At 51.5% G+C, this 13,788-nt stretch carries 13 protein-coding genes and 1 tRNA gene; 12 read left to right on the forward strand and 2 right to left on the reverse strand.

All coding sequences use genetic code 11. The features are described from left to right. Window positions 1-13: 13 nt before the first annotated feature. The 12 genes from JXQ85_RS03970 (at window position 14) to proC (ending at window position 11,442) form a co-directional block, all read left to right on the forward strand. Window positions 14-1,402, forward strand: coding sequence for a sensor histidine kinase (locus JXQ85_RS03970; RefSeq protein ID WP_421747564.1), 1,389 nt, complete (start codon window positions 14-16; stop codon window positions 1,400-1,402). Window positions 1,403-1,466: 64 nt separating this feature from the next. Further along, a tRNA-Arg gene (locus tag JXQ85_RS03975) sits at window positions 1,467-1,543 on the forward strand. 474 nt (window positions 1,544-2,017) lie between these two features. Beyond that, window positions 2,018-2,746: a GntR family transcriptional regulator gene (locus tag JXQ85_RS03980; RefSeq protein ID WP_421747565.1), complete on the forward strand. Its 729-nt coding sequence runs from the start codon at window positions 2,018-2,020 to the stop codon at window positions 2,744-2,746. After that, a complete protein-coding gene (locus JXQ85_RS03985; RefSeq protein WP_421747566.1) occupies window positions 2,743-3,867 on the forward strand; it encodes a mandelate racemase/muconate lactonizing enzyme family protein in 1,125 nt (374 codons plus the stop codon). The genes JXQ85_RS03980 and JXQ85_RS03985 overlap by 4 nt, the downstream gene beginning before the upstream one ends. 59 nt (window positions 3,868-3,926) lie before the next feature. Continuing rightward, window positions 3,927-4,961: a transporter substrate-binding domain-containing protein gene (locus JXQ85_RS03990; protein WP_421747567.1), complete on the forward strand. Its 1,035-nt coding sequence runs from the start codon at window positions 3,927-3,929 to the stop codon at window positions 4,959-4,961. 54 nt (window positions 4,962-5,015) lie between these two features. Further along, window positions 5,016-6,149 carry an amino acid ABC transporter permease gene (locus tag JXQ85_RS03995; protein WP_421747568.1) on the forward strand — a complete coding sequence of 378 codons (1,134 nt, stop codon included), beginning with the start codon at window positions 5,016-5,018 and terminating at the stop codon, window positions 6,147-6,149. Between the two features lies 1 nt (window position 6,150). Further along, entirely contained in the window at window positions 6,151-7,230 is a 1,080-nt protein-coding gene (locus JXQ85_RS04000; protein ID WP_421747570.1) for an amino acid ABC transporter permease, read from the forward strand. Beyond that, entirely contained in the window at window positions 7,223-7,960 is a 738-nt protein-coding gene (locus JXQ85_RS04005; RefSeq protein ID WP_421747572.1) for an amino acid ABC transporter ATP-binding protein, read from the forward strand. The genes JXQ85_RS04000 and JXQ85_RS04005 overlap by 8 nt, the downstream gene beginning before the upstream one ends. Beyond that, window positions 7,957-8,895 (forward strand): ornithine cyclodeaminase family protein, encoded by a 939-nt coding sequence (locus JXQ85_RS04010; RefSeq protein WP_421747573.1) that lies wholly within the window; start codon window positions 7,957-7,959, stop codon window positions 8,893-8,895. Before JXQ85_RS04005 ends, JXQ85_RS04010 begins: the two co-directional genes overlap by 4 nt. An 11-nt stretch (window positions 8,896-8,906) precedes the next feature. Further along, complete coding sequence (locus tag JXQ85_RS04015; protein ID WP_421747575.1) at window positions 8,907-9,662, forward strand: amino acid ABC transporter ATP-binding protein; 756 nt, start codon at window positions 8,907-8,909, stop codon at window positions 9,660-9,662. Window positions 9,663-9,679: 17 nt separating this feature from the next. Next, entirely contained in the window at window positions 9,680-10,633 is a 954-nt protein-coding gene (locus tag JXQ85_RS04020; RefSeq protein WP_421747577.1) for an aminotransferase class IV, read from the forward strand. Further along, window positions 10,630-11,442 (forward strand): pyrroline-5-carboxylate reductase, encoded by an 813-nt coding sequence (gene proC / locus JXQ85_RS04025; RefSeq protein ID WP_421747579.1) that lies wholly within the window; start codon window positions 10,630-10,632, stop codon window positions 11,440-11,442. The genes JXQ85_RS04020 and proC overlap by 4 nt, the downstream gene beginning before the upstream one ends. Before the next feature lie 387 nt (window positions 11,443-11,829). Here proC and JXQ85_RS04030 read toward each other — a convergent pair whose 3' ends face one another. Beyond that, on the reverse strand, window positions 11,830-12,705 hold the full coding sequence (locus JXQ85_RS04030; protein ID WP_421747580.1) for an amidohydrolase family protein: 876 nt from the start codon (window positions 12,703-12,705) through the stop codon (window positions 11,830-11,832). Beyond that, complete coding sequence (locus tag JXQ85_RS04035; protein WP_421747582.1) at window positions 12,702-13,718, reverse strand: ester cyclase; 1,017 nt, start codon at window positions 13,716-13,718, stop codon at window positions 12,702-12,704. The genes JXQ85_RS04030 and JXQ85_RS04035 overlap by 4 nt, the downstream gene beginning before the upstream one ends. Between the last annotated feature and the right edge of the window lie 70 nt (window positions 13,719-13,788).

Genomic DNA, 13,788 nt, shown 5'->3' on the forward strand with positions numbered 1-13,788 from the left:
GGGGCGAGGGGCGATGTTTAAGACACTTTCAGGGCGGTTCCTGTTTCTGACCATCATTTTTGTGATGCTGGCAGAGATCTTGATCTTTGTTCCCTCAATTGCCCGATTCCGCGAGGACTATCTGCTATCACGCCTTGAGCGCGCTCAGATTGCGTCGTTGGCCTTGCTGGCGGATGACATGATCGCTGAAGAGCTCGAACAAGAGCTTCTGCGCAATGCCGAAGTGTATAACGTTGTTCTCAGGCGTGATGAGGTGCGTCAGCTGATGTTATCCTCTGAAATGCCTGCTCCGATTGATAGGACCTTCGATCTTAGGGACCGTAAGGCAACCACGCTGATCATGGATGCCATGTCGCGTTTGTTTAATCCCGAGCCAGAAGTCATTCGGGTGATCGGAGCGCCTGTACGGGATGCAGGCCTGCTGATTGAAGTCACGATTTGGACCAAAGATCTGCGCAGCGCGATGATTGATTACGGGCTCAACATTCTACTGCTATCAGCCGTGATCTCGATCTTCACAGCGACGCTGTTATTTATTGTGGTCAGGATGATTTTGGTGAAGCCAATCAAGGGCGTGGTTGGCTATATGCAAAGCTATGCCGCGGCCCCAGAGGATGCGCGCCGGATCATCCAGCCGTCCGCAGGCGTTATCGAGCTGCGTGAAGCCGAAGAAGCGCTGCAGACTTTGCAAACCGAGCTGACTTCCTCACTGCGCCAAAAAGAACGTCTGGCGCAACTTGGCGGCGCCGTTGCAAAAGTCAGCCACGATCTGCGCAATATCTTGACCTCAGCCCAGCTTTTCACCGACCGGATCGAAATGTCTGAAGACCCCACGGTGAAGCGCATGGCGCCAAAGCTGGTGAACTCGATCACGCGGGCCGTGCATCTCTGTGAAAGCACTCTGGCATATGGCAAGGCCGAAGAACCTGCACCGCGTCTAACCGAAGTGAACCTCTCGGATTTGGTCGAAGACGTCCTCGCCTCCGAACGCTTGGCTGTCGGCGACTTTGACCTGAGTCTTGCTGACAATGTGCCAAGTGACATGATGGTGCGTGCTGATTCCGAACAGCTATATCGCGTTCTCTCTAACCTTGTGCGCAATGCGCGTCAGGCGATTGTCACAGCTGGAAAGCCTGCAGAGATAATGGTGTCTGCTGAAGAACAGGATGAGACTTGGAGCATTCAAATTTCCGACACCGGTCCGGGCCTGCCGCCGAAAGCGAAAGAGTATTTGTTTCAGCCATTTCAAGGCGGTGCGCGAAAAGGAGGCACTGGTTTGGGGTTGGCGATTTCAGCTGAGTTGATCAAAGGTCATGGCGGTATGCTCGACCTTTTGAAGAGTGATGAGACTGGCACAAGTTTTGGAATCTGCCTGCCGAAGGGAGATATTGTAGAAATCTGAATCTTTTTTTGATTTTTGCTCTTGCGCCCATTTGGGGTTAACTTTAAACCGCCCCTCATACCGCGCTCTGGTAGCTCAGCTGGATAGAGTACTTGACTACGAATCAAGGGGTCGGGGGTTCGAATCCTCCCCAGAGCGCCATTACTCTCCAATAAGTCATTGTTAGTAAAAGACATTGAGTATTTGGAGAAAATTGGCCCCTCAATCTGAAATCATCATTTGTGTTTGCTTTCGAGATTGAAAGAGATTGTATTTCTGGTCAGACAGCAGTGCATACCACCATATTGCTTACGCCAGGATAGAACGTCTGTTCGGTTATCTGCCCTGTCTGATTGCATCAATGCGCGGCATCCCGTGGCTGCAGGCAGAAATCCAAATTTTATACGCAGTTTCATATAGAAGAATAGACACGCTTATCAACATCGCTGCTGGACATCTGACGAGTATGTAGGTGTCTCTCATTGTGGTGCGAGCGGCATAACCTTTTGTTAATATTATGTATAATTTCCCTCATGGAAATTGGTGGACATAGGTTCTTCGTTGCGCCATCTTGTATGCAAATTGTATACAAGGAATCAGGCGCGTGCTTAATGTAATCTTGGGGTTGGGAGAAAAATGACTGAAACCAAGTCTTATCAACGCGGCTCGGCTGCGACAGAGATTTGCAATGTGTTGCGCCGTGAGATTCTAACGTTAGCGTTGGAGCCAGGTACGCCTTTGGATGAAACAGGGCTTTCCAAGCGTTTCAACGTTTCTCGGTCGCCCATTCGCGAAGTTCTCAATCGATTGCTGGCCGAGCGTTTGGTGGAAGCGCTACCAAACCGCACCACCATTGTTGCACCCGTTGATTTGATGAATTTCTCCAACTTCATCGAAGCGTTGGATCTGCAACAGCGCTATGCGACTCGCCTTGCAGCCCGCAATCGCAGCACAGATGATTTGACTAACCTGCGAAATCTGTCGGATCAATATCGTGAAGCCGTTCACTCTGCAAAAGCGTTTGAAACCCTTCAGGCGAACTTTGAGTTTCACAACGCCGTCGCGCTTGCGGGAAAAAATCCATACGTCGTGCGTCAATATGGCGAGCTCCTATCAGAGGCGCGACGGTTGCTGCACATCCATATTAACTTTTTGGACGCACAGGGGCGTTGGGATGTCTTGGATGATCAACACGACGACTTTGTCGATGCCATCGAAGCGCAAGATGTTGCCTTGGCAGATCGCATTGCGCACGAACACACGGTTCAGTTCCACGACCGGTTCCTGAAGGCTTTGCAATATAGATCTGACGATGACTTTCAATTTGAAACGACAGATTTCCTTGGCGCAGGGGCGCGCTCGTGACCACAATCAGTCAAATTCGGGTCTCGTCTCATTGCAATGATCTGGGTGGCAAAATCTGGAACCCTGCAATTCGCTGGACCCAAAAGTACGCGGTCTTTGTCGAGATCGTTGATAGCAGTGGGCAAGTGGGCTTGGGTGAGTGCTGGTGTTTTGACACAGCGCCCGATGCACTGATGGCGTTCTTGCGCACCGAAGTAATTCCTCATTTCGTTGGCATTCCTGTCGAAGACGCATTTGATGTGGCGCAGCAACAAATTGTTCGGGCTACTTTGACGGCGCGACATGGCATGTTGATGTCTGCTTTGTCAGGCATTGATATCGCGATCTGGGATCTGAAAGCGCAAAGTTCAGACCTACCCCTTTGGCAAACCATCGATCCGAATGCGGGTGGGGAGTTCCAGCTGTATGGCAGTGGCGGCCTCTATGGTCAGCAGAAAACCCTTCAAGACTTACAGGTCGAAATGCGGTCGATGGCGGATGCAGGTTTTCAGATTTTGAAGATGAAGGTTGGCGCGCTTTCTATCGAGGACGACGTCAAACGGGTGATGGCTGCGTTGGACTCGTTGCCAGAACCTTACAAGCTGATTGTCGACGGGGTGTACAAGTACTCCGCAGACCAAGCTTTGCGGCTTTTTGATGCGTTGCCGCGCCATCGCATCGAGGCATTCCAGTCACCTGTTGCTGCACATGATTACGCAGGTATGGCAACGCTGGTCAAACATGGCGTACCGGTGATGGCCACCGAGGCAGAATACCGTGATGAGCTCCACCAAAAATTAGTTGAGGACGTTCGAGTTCCATTTCTTCAAACAGCGCCGGTTGCCGTGGGGGGGATCTCCCGTGTGCAAGAACTGCAGCGCCTTATCGCCAATAGCGAAACTCGCTTAACGCTCGAAGTTTCGTCAACCTCAGTTGCTCTGGTTGCTGCCTGCCACTTGGCAGCGGCGAGCAAAGACATTGCACATGTTGAACGCCACTACGTTCATCAAGTGTTCTTCGAGCAGCTCAACTTTGTATCGTCACCTGATTTTCCTGGACAGTTTTCACTCCCGAAAGTTTCAGGACTTGGGTGCTTCCTGCCCAAGGATCAGGTGACGGTGCATTTCGAAACCACCCACTGACAATTTGTCCAAGAGCCAACAAGGCCATTCCAAAATCCAAAATACCAACGGAGAGTTACATGCTTAATAAACTAATGAAACTTGCAACTGTTGCATCGCTGGCATTTGCCGGTGCAACCTCTGCTCAGGCACAAGACGAAGGTGTGCTGGGCGAGATCAAAGCACGCGACAGCCTGCTTTGTACAGGCCACAACGGCAGCTATCTTGGCTTTGCCGAAGTTGACGCACAGGGCGAATGGCAGGGTTTTGACATCGAAATGTGTCGTGCACTGGCAACCGCTATCTTGGGCAGCCCTGACAAAGCTCAGATCATCCCGATCAGCTGGGCACAGCGCTTCCCGGCGATCCAGTCTGGCGACATTGATGTCATCATCAAAGTGACCGGTTGGACGATGACACGCGATACCGAGTTGGGCCTGCAATACTCGCGCCCATACTTCATCGGACCATTCTATGTGATGTCCCGGTCTGATCTGGGTGCGGAAAGCATCTCTGATCTCGAAGGTGGTGTATTCTGCGTAAATGCGGGCACAACAGTCGAGCGTGTTCTTGCTGATTACATGGAAACCAACGGCATCGAATATCAGCCGCTGGCGTTTGAAAAAGGCGAAGAGCTGCGCGCTGCACTTTACGCTGGACGTTGTGACGCGATTGCCGGCTTTGGCCCGTTCCTGTCCTCTACTCGCGTCAATGCGCCAAACCCAGACGATTTCACTATCATCGGGGACGTGATCAAGCTTGAACCAGAAGGCATTGTTGTGCGTCAGGGCGAAGATGACTTCCTTGATGTCATCAACTGGATGGTGACAGCTCTGTTGCTGGCAGAAGAAAACGGAATCACATCTGAAAACGTTGACGACATGAAGGCCAACCCGCCATCCGCAACAGTAGAGCGTTTGCTGGGTGTGACGCCCGGTGTGGGCACGCGTCTTGGTTTGCAAGATGACTGGGCATACAACGTGATCAAAACCGTTGGTAACTATGGTCAGATCTATGACCGTACCGTGGGCGATGACTCTCGCTACAAACTCCCACGCGGCTTGAACAACCTTTGGAACAATGGCGGTCTGCTTTACCCGCTGGTTCTTGACTAATCCCCGAATGGGCGCGCCACGTGCGCGCCCTTTTTTCCAAAAAAAGGGGCCATCATGACCACGCTCTTTACGTCTCAAAAATTCAGAAGAACTGCAGTGCAGGTATTGTTCGTTGCTGCAGTGGTATTGTTTATTCTCGCAACGATCATCGTTGGACGCACGAATATTGCCGACCAAGGCATTGCGACTGGTTTTGGATTTCTAAATCAAACCACAGGTTGGCCCGTTAGTTTTTCCCTTACAGATGTCGGACCTAGATCCACCTACACAGAGGTGCTTTTTGCAGGTCTGCTGAATACGATGCTTGTTGGGTTCATGACCCTTTTCTTTGCAACGCTTCTCGGCTTGTTTCTGGCGTTGATGCGCATCTCGAGCAACAGCTTGTTGAAGCTCGTTGGCACGACCTACGTTGAAGTGTTCCGCAATGTGCCGGTCATTCTGCAAGTCTTTTTCTGGTACGCGATCCTCACACATTTGCCGGGGCCACGTCGGGCGTATTCGCTTGCCGACATAGCGTTCTTTTCCAACCGCGGTTTGATGCTGCCCGCTCCAAGCCTGTCTGGTTTGGATATCCTGATATTCTTGATTGGTTGTGTCGCGATCGGCTTTGGACTGAAATCTATTAAATCCAAAAAAACCGGATTGCGTCTGTCTCTGGCGATTATAGCCGCTGTCGCTCTTTTTGTGGTTTTGTTGGTCTCTGGGCGAGACGCTGATGTGCCTCTGTGGTCTGTACCAGAACTAAAAGGCCTGCGGTTTGTTGGTGGTGTTTCTCTGAAGCCTGAATTCTCGGCGCTTTTGATCGGTCTAACTCTATTTGGAGCGTCTTACATTGGTGAGATCATTCGCGGCGGGCTTATCTCTGTAGATAAGGGCAAGCTAGAAGCCGGATCCGCGCTGGGCATGTCGGCTTTCCAGATCAACCGCTACATCCGTATTCCTTTGGCCTTCCGAGCGATGCTGCCTTCGCTCTCCAATCAATACATCTGGCTTATGAAAGGGACCACCGTTGGGATTGCCATCGGGTACCCCGACTATTTTGCCATCGTGTCTACGTCGATCAACCAATCCGGCCAAACCATGGAGCTTTTGGCTCTGTTGATGGGGGGCTTCATTGTTGTGAACTACTCCATCGGGTTTGCAATGAACCTGTTGAATTCACGCCTAAAACTCAAAGGGAGAAGCTAGTATGTCTACTTCAGTTGTCCCTCCAATACCAAAACAAGGTTTTGGCAACTGGTTGAAGAAACACTTCTTCTCCACTTGGCTCAACTCAGTGTTTACCGTCCTGTTTGGTGCTGTTCTTATCTGGATGTGCATCAAGCTTTCCAATTGGGCCATCTTGGATGCCATTTGGACTGTCGATAACAAGGAACATTGCGGCCATGGGGCTGGTGCCTGCTGGGCAGTGATCCAAGACCGCGGTCGTTTGATCCTGTTTGGCCTCTATCCTTACGAGGAACAGTGGCGATCAACATTGGCCTGTTTGATTGTGATACTGACGATTGGCCTGTCTTGCTTGCCATCCTTTTGGTCCATCAAAAAACTGCCAGCCCTTTGGGTGATCGGTTTTGGAGCCTTTGTTTTGCTGATGCGCGGCGGCTTTGCTGGCTTGCCGTTGGTGACCTCAGAACAGTGGGGTGGATTGTCACTCACAATCTTCATCTTCTCTGCGGTTTTCGTCCTAGGTATGCCACTTGCTGTTGTCTTTGCATTGGCGCGGCGCTCCAGCCTGCCCGTGATCGCAAAGGGAACGGGGTTGTTCATCGATTTGGTCCGCTCACTACCGCTATTGACCATCTTGTTTGCTGCGGCGGTCGTTGTACCGTTGCTCGTGCCGGATTGGCTTGAGGGCAACAAACTAGGACGTGTCGTCGTTGCCTTTGCCGTTTTCTTTGCGGTCTACCAGGCCGAGATCATTCGTGCTGGCTTGCAGTCTACATCTCAGGGTCAGGAAGAAGCGGCTGCTGCGCTAGGCATGCCATACTGGTCACTAGTTGTAGATATCCTGCTGCCGCAAGCCTTTCGCAACACGCTGCCATCCACCATCAACCAAGCTGTGATCACCTTTAAAGAAACGTCGATCGTCACAATCATCGGGTTCTTTGAAGTCATGGCATCAGGCAATGCCGCCATTGGTGGCGGGGAATGGACCGAACAATTTGTCGAGGTCTACGTCTTCTTAGCCTTGGTGTATTTCGTCTTCGTCTTTGGTCTGTCGCGCTATGGCGCTTGGCTAGAAAACAGAATGAGGGTTGGTCATGCTTGATAATGCGATCTCGGTTAAATCCGTAAACAAATACTATGGCACGCATCACGCCCTGAAAGGGATCAACCTTGATGTGCCGCAAGGTCAAACTCTGGTGGTCTGTGGGCCTTCTGGATCAGGGAAATCAACCCTGATCCGGACGATGAACGGTCTTGAAAGTATTGCGTCAGGTCAGCTCGAAGTCCTTGGCTTAGACATTGCTGATGACGCCAGAAATCTGGAAGCGGTGCGCAAAAAAGTTGGTATGGTGTTTCAGAACTTCAATCTGTTCCCACATCTGACAATCTTGGAAAACTGTGTTCTCCCACAGATCCGTTCTGTTGGACGTGACCGGGCTGCGGCAACCGTCGAAGCCATGGATCAATTAAAAAAGATGCATGTCGACATTCATGCTGAAAAGTATCCAGACCAATTGTCGGGCGGTCAAAAACAACGTGTTGCTTTGGCGCGAGCCCTTTGTCTGAAGCCTGAGGTGATGCTTTTTGACGAGCCCACTTCGGCGCTTGATCCTGAAATGATCTCTGAAGTGTTGGATGTCATGCAGGAACTTGCCAAAGAAAACATGACTATAGTCTGTGTGACCCACGAAATGGGGTTTGCCCAAGCTGTTGCAGATTCCGTTCTGCTGATGGCTGACGGTGAAATAGTCGAACAGGGCACGCCAGACCAAATGTTCAACAACCCTCAGCATGCGGTCACACGTCAATTCATGGATGTGGTGAAAAAATGACCCACTCTGATCAACCACGCTATGTCTCTCGTGCCGATTTTAGCGCGCCGGTGGACTGGCTGAATTTGACCGAGGCACTGAAGGCAGGCCACCGCCTGCCCAAGGCGAAGGTCGAGGACGTTTTCTTGGGAGAGCCCGGTAGCTCTTTGCTTAGTCGATCTGCTTGGATCGAAGGCCTTGGATATGGCGTGAAAAGCGTGACGGTTTTTGCGCAAAACCCGGCGCAGGGTTTGCCATCAGTCCAAGGCGCCATGCTGTTGTTTGATCACTCTCAAGGCGGGCTACGTGCTGTGATCGATAGTGGTTTGGTCACTGATCTGAAAACCGCAGCCGATAGTGCGCTTGGCGCACGTTATTTGGCGCGGCCAGATAGTGAAACTTTGCTGGTGCTCGGCGCAGGTGCCGTGGCTGGAAATGTGATATCGGCTTATTCGCAATTGTTCCCATCCCTGCGGCAGATTCTGATATGGAACCGCACACATTCCAAAGCCGAAGCGCTGGCGCAATCTTTTGAAAGTGCCCAGGTTAACGTTCAGGCCATCACGGATCTGCCCGAGGCCGCATCGCACTCTGACATCATTGTGACCGCGACCATGTCCAGCACTCCGGTTCTGATGGGTGAGTGGGTGCAACCCGGTACGCACGTCGATCTAATTGGTGCCTTCCGCGCTGAGATGCGGGAAGCGGATGATGCATTGCTCCAGAAGGGGCGCATATTTGTGGACAGCCGAGATACCACCATCCACCACATTGGGGAATTGATGATTCCGATTTCTGCAGGAGTCATATCCGAAGCTGATATCCTTGCGGACTTCTATGATCTTGCTGCGGGCCATGCTGGGCGAACGTCTGAACAGGAAATTACCATTTTCAAAAACGGTGGCGGTGCTCACCTAGATGTAATGACGGCCGACGCCATTCTTGGCGCGATCTGAAGGGAGCAAATATGTCCGGAAATTCTCAACAAGAACCCGCCGTAAAAATTGCTGGAATGCACAAATTCTACGGCACCTTTCACGCGCTCAAAGATATTAACCTTAATGTAGCCAAGGGCGAGCGCCTGGTGATCTGTGGGCCATCAGGCTCGGGCAAATCTACGCTCATCCGCTGTATCAATGCACTCGAAGAGTTCCAGATTGGGTCCGTCAACGTTCTAGGGACAGAACTCGATGACGATCTGGAAAACATCGAAGCGATCCGCCGCGAAGCAGGGATGGTGTTTCAGCACTTTAACCTATTTCCTCATATGTCAATCTTGGAAAACTGCGTGCTCGCCCCAATGATCGTGCGCGACATTCCACGCGCTGAAGCGGAGGCAACGGCGCTTAAGCATCTTGAAAAAGTGCGCATTCTGGATCAAGCCCAGAAGTATCCGGGTGAGCTATCAGGTGGTCAGCAGCAACGTGTTGCCATCGCCCGTGCGCTTTGTATGGATCCAGAAATCCTATTGTTTGATGAACCAACTTCGGCCCTTGACCCCGAGATGATCGCCGAGGTTCTCGACGTGATGGTGAGCCTAGCAGAGGAAGGGATCACGATGCTTTGCGTGACCCATGAAATGGGTTTCGCCCGAGAGGTCGCAGATCGCGTTATCTTTATGGCCGACGGGGAAATCCTTGAAGAGGCCAAACCAGACACATTTTTTGACACCCCTCAGCATGACCGGGCCAAGACATTTCTTGAGCAGGTCATCGGGCACTAACTAAACGTGAGAATAGCATGATCGAAGAACAAGCCCCGAGTCACTCAACGCACGACGCCGAAAAAGACACGCGCAATGACACCATCAAAATCTATGTGAACGGGCAGATCGTGCCTAAGGCTGAAGCTGTTGTATCGGTGTATGACAGCGGCTTTATGCTCGGCGATGGTATGTGGGAAGGGATGCGGCTGTATGATGGGCAATGGGCCTTCTTTGATGAACATATGGATCGCTTGTTTAACTCCCTGAAATCCGTATCGATCCAATTGGACATGACGCCTGACGATATCAAAGACTTGCTAAACCGCACGGCAGAAGCAAATGAAATGACCTCAGATGCGCATTGCCGCCTGATGATCACCCGTGGCCGCAAAACCAAACCGTTTCAGCATCCGGGTCTCAGCAAATTCGGCCCAACCGTTGTGGCTATTATTGAACACTCAAAGCCTGCCGAAACGCTGCTAAACAGCGGCATCCGCCTGGCGACTGTCCCTCAGGTGCGTGGCCTGCCCATGAGCCAAGACGCTAAGTACAACAGCCACTCTAAATTGAATTGTGTAATTGGAAGCCTTCAAGCCGAGCAAGCCGGTGCAGATGAAGCACTGATGCTAGACCCGCATGGTTTTGTGAACACCACAAACGCATGCAACTTTTTCATTGTTCGACGCGGCGAGGTTTGGACCTCAACGGGTGACTATTGCATGAACGGTGTGACACGGCAAAAGGTCATCGACTTGTGCCTTGCGAACGATATTCCAGTCAAAGAAAAGAACTATTCCCTCTATGAAGCCTATGGTGCAGATGAGGCGTTTTTGACCGGAACCTTTGGGGCACAAACGCCCGTCGCAGAAATCGACGGAAGGCCTATTGGCACAACCGTTGGCGCAGGGCCAATGACGTTAAAAATCCGCGAACTTTATAAAAATCTGGTTGCTGAAAACGTTGCGGCGCAAAAGGCAGAACAGGCATGAATGTAGGCGATAACGGTGTTCTATTGCTGGGTTGTGGCAAGATGGGCAGCGCTCTTTTGCGCGGGTGGCTCGACGCAGGGTTTCTCTGTGAACAAGTCACCGTCATGGATCCCCGCCCCTCCGATTGGCTCTTGGGCCTTCAAGATAAGGGAGTAATCTTGAATAAGCTCCCTGAAAAGGCCCCAAGCGTTGCTGTTATCGCGACAAAACCACAAATCATGAGCGAGGCCATTCCAGATGTAAAAGCATATGGGAATGGCGTGACACTATTCATTTCAATCGCCGCAGGCACATTGATAGAAACCTTTGAAACCCTGCTTGGCGCAGAAACACCAATCGTGCGTGCTATGCCAAACACACCTGCAGCCGTTGGGAAAGGCATCACTGCGCTTGTCTCAAATGGAAATGTTGGTGCCTCACAGCTAGCGACCGCGGAAATGATCTTTGCAACGGTCGGGGAAACCGTGTTGTTGCAAAACGAAGAGCAACTACATGCGGTCACGGCGCTTAGTGGCTCTGGCCCCGCGTACGTGTTTGCCATGACAGAGGCATTAATTTCGGCAGGGATAGGTCTGGGCTTATCAACAGATATCAGCACCCGCCTTGCCACCTCCACCGTCGCTGGAGCTGGTGCGCTCATGAAAGAGCTTGATGAGCATCCAAGCCAGCTCCGGGAGCAAGTTACGTCACCGAATGGAACGACGGCAGCTGGGCTCGAGGTCCTTTTGGAGCAAGACAATGGATTGCCTGAGACCTTTAGGAGATGTCTATCAGCAGCTGCTGAGCGAAGTCGGGAGCTGGGAGAATGAGCAAAGTTCGCGGTGTGCCAATCTTCGTGCATGCATTTTTATGCGCCACCAACTCTACAGCAATTGACGCTGGCAGAACCTTTTCTCAGAGGTCGACCTGACTTGAGAAGTTTTTGATTAAATGGCCGAGCGTAGCTCGCTCAAAGAGTCATAATCAGGAGTTCGTGGCGGAGCAAACACTGGAATTACGCCTTCTCAAAAATGCATGATCGACGGTGGATGCGACCAAGTATGAGGTATACCGCATATGAAAAGTCGGAGATCTTAAGGCCGCTTAAGTGAGCAATCGGAGCGGCATCAATCCGTGACAGGTCCATAATGCGAATGAAGCTTAGCTGAGGCTAGGTTTTCTTTTGATCAACGTAGCTTACGGTGTCAAAAAAATGTTCAAGAACCTAGGCCATAGAAAACCTGAGCCGTTCGACCGAAGAATGCATCGTGTTGAGCATCCTTAAGGCTATTGGAATATGTCTCAAACAATTTTTCGTAGTTTGATGTCAGAGAATCTACGGGGAAGTTCGATCCGAACATTGTGCGTTCAAACGTGAATTGGTCAAATACGGTGTCAATGATTGGGCGCAGGCTGGTTTCGGTCCAATTGTGTTCAAACATGCCAAGCCCTGAGAGCTTGCAGTAAACATTTTGGAGGCCAGATAGTGTTCTAAGATTTGCGCTCCATAGTTTGATGCCGCTTACAGATCGATCATAAGGGGAGCCGGCATGACACAGCGCGACTTTGGTATTTGGTGCCGTCGCTAGGATTTCTGCAGTTTTCTCCATTAGCTCCGGCAACAGTTGCAGATCAAAGCTGAGGCCTCTGTTTGCAAGCGAGCGCAGCCTTTCCGCAAAAAGCGGATTATCCAAGACGTCATTGGTGCCTGTTTGCGTGTCCTCACCGGGTGCGCGTCCAATAATCTGACGGACACCTCGAACCGTAGAAAGGTTTTGCAAGGAGTCCAGTTGCTCGTCTGCGTCAGGAGCGGTTAGATCGCAAAAGGCAACTTGAACCATTGGCCAGCTCGGATTGGCGTCAGCAACTGATTGAACCCAAACAGCTTCTTCCAAAGGATCCGCAGCGCCTACCTGGATATGTACCGACCCTTCAAATCCATAGGCGCTTGCGTCAGCGGCAAATTCATCCAATAGGTAATCGCGCTGAATAGGCGTTGGGTCGCCAAAGAAACGCGGTTCGCCTTTAGCCATAACCCATGGATAATGGACTGCGTTCAAATCCCAGAGATGGTGATGGGCATCAATTCTCATGATGTCGCTCCAGACGGTGTCTCAATCTCTGTGGTGCGTTCCAGAATATCTACGCCTTGGCCTTTCCAGAAATGCAGCAGGTCAATGAATATCCAGTTTTCTTTCAGCTTGTCGCCCTCACGGCGGTAAAGGTCGATCACACGAAACTCGCCGGGTTTGCCGGTCGCAGGCATGCCCATAAAGCCTCCTCTTGGGGTGGCGACAAAATTGGGCCAGCCAAAGAAGGCCCCGTATTGCCCTTCGCCAATGCGGCAAAGGTGTTTGGTTTTGGAGCGTTCAGAGAAGGAGGCTCTGAAGGGGCGAGAATGTTGATCGGCATAACGCGGGATCGTGTATGTCGCGCCAATCCCTGCGGGGCCCCACCACAGCATGTCTTCATGCCATGTGCGGCGCAATTCTTCTTCCAAGGGCATCCCGGAGTCCCATTGACCCAAGTCGCGCGCCATTTGGTCGATGACATCCAGTGTCTTTTGACCTTCAGCTGGGTCGTGGTCGCCAAATAACAGGCCGTTGTGCATCAGCGGCCCGGGTTGAACAAGGTTTGCCCCGGTTTCAGGCGGGAAGGGGTTTTGGCCAGCCTGCATCATCAGATGAGGGATGTCGAAATACATCGCGGTTTCGGTGATCTTGCCATCTTCGATCTTATGAAAAGCCGAATAACGCAAGAAAGTGAGTTTGCCGGTCGGGCGGATTCCTAGCCATGGCATATCAAAGAGGCCCATCAGGTGACCCATTGAGCAGACCCAGACCCCGCCCGGATCAGAATAGACATTGTCGCCTGCAAAGAAGATATCCAGACGCCGCTGCATGCCTGTTAGGCTCTGTTTAAGGGGCTGCCAGAAGCGCACTGCAACCTCCTTTGCACCGCGAATCTCATTGAATGGATGGAAGCCGCGCCAGAGTGTTTCCTCGACACAATACTCCGTGACAGCGCTAACAACCTCAGACGGGGCCGCTGCATCCAGCGCTTTGTAATAGTCCAGGACGAGTCGCTTTTGCGTTTGGAAGGACACGGTTTTTCCTTTGTTATTCAGTGCTTGTATTACGTTTGTGTTTTAGATGACTCGCAAGCCTTCGTAATAT

This window comes from Cognatishimia sp. (assembly GCF_049116455.1).
Classification (GTDB): Bacteria; Pseudomonadota; Alphaproteobacteria; order Rhodobacterales; family Rhodobacteraceae; genus Cognatishimia.

Coding starts and splice junctions, on each gene's coding strand:
- JXQ85_RS03995 (WP_421747568.1), top strand. CDS start 5,016: ATGACCACGCTCTTTACGTCTCAAAAATTCAGAAGAACTGCAGTGCAG.
- proC (WP_421747579.1), top strand. CDS start 10,630: ATGAATGTAGGCGATAACGGTGTTCTATTGCTGGGTTGTGGCAAGATG.
- JXQ85_RS04005 (WP_421747572.1), top strand. CDS start 7,223: ATGCTTGATAATGCGATCTCGGTTAAATCCGTAAACAAATACTATGGC.
- JXQ85_RS04020 (WP_421747577.1), top strand. CDS start 9,680: ATGATCGAAGAACAAGCCCCGAGTCACTCAACGCACGACGCCGAAAAA.
- JXQ85_RS04010 (WP_421747573.1), top strand. CDS start 7,957: ATGACCCACTCTGATCAACCACGCTATGTCTCTCGTGCCGATTTTAGC.
- JXQ85_RS04030 (WP_421747580.1), bottom strand. CDS start 12,705: ATGAGAATTGATGCCCATCACCATCTCTGGGATTTGAACGCAGTCCAT.
- JXQ85_RS04000 (WP_421747570.1), top strand. CDS start 6,151: ATGTCTACTTCAGTTGTCCCTCCAATACCAAAACAAGGTTTTGGCAAC.
- JXQ85_RS04015 (WP_421747575.1), top strand. CDS start 8,907: ATGTCCGGAAATTCTCAACAAGAACCCGCCGTAAAAATTGCTGGAATG.
- JXQ85_RS03970 (WP_421747564.1), top strand. CDS start 14: ATGTTTAAGACACTTTCAGGGCGGTTCCTGTTTCTGACCATCATTTTT.
- JXQ85_RS03980 (WP_421747565.1), top strand. CDS start 2,018: ATGACTGAAACCAAGTCTTATCAACGCGGCTCGGCTGCGACAGAGATT.
- JXQ85_RS03990 (WP_421747567.1), top strand. CDS start 3,927: ATGCTTAATAAACTAATGAAACTTGCAACTGTTGCATCGCTGGCATTT.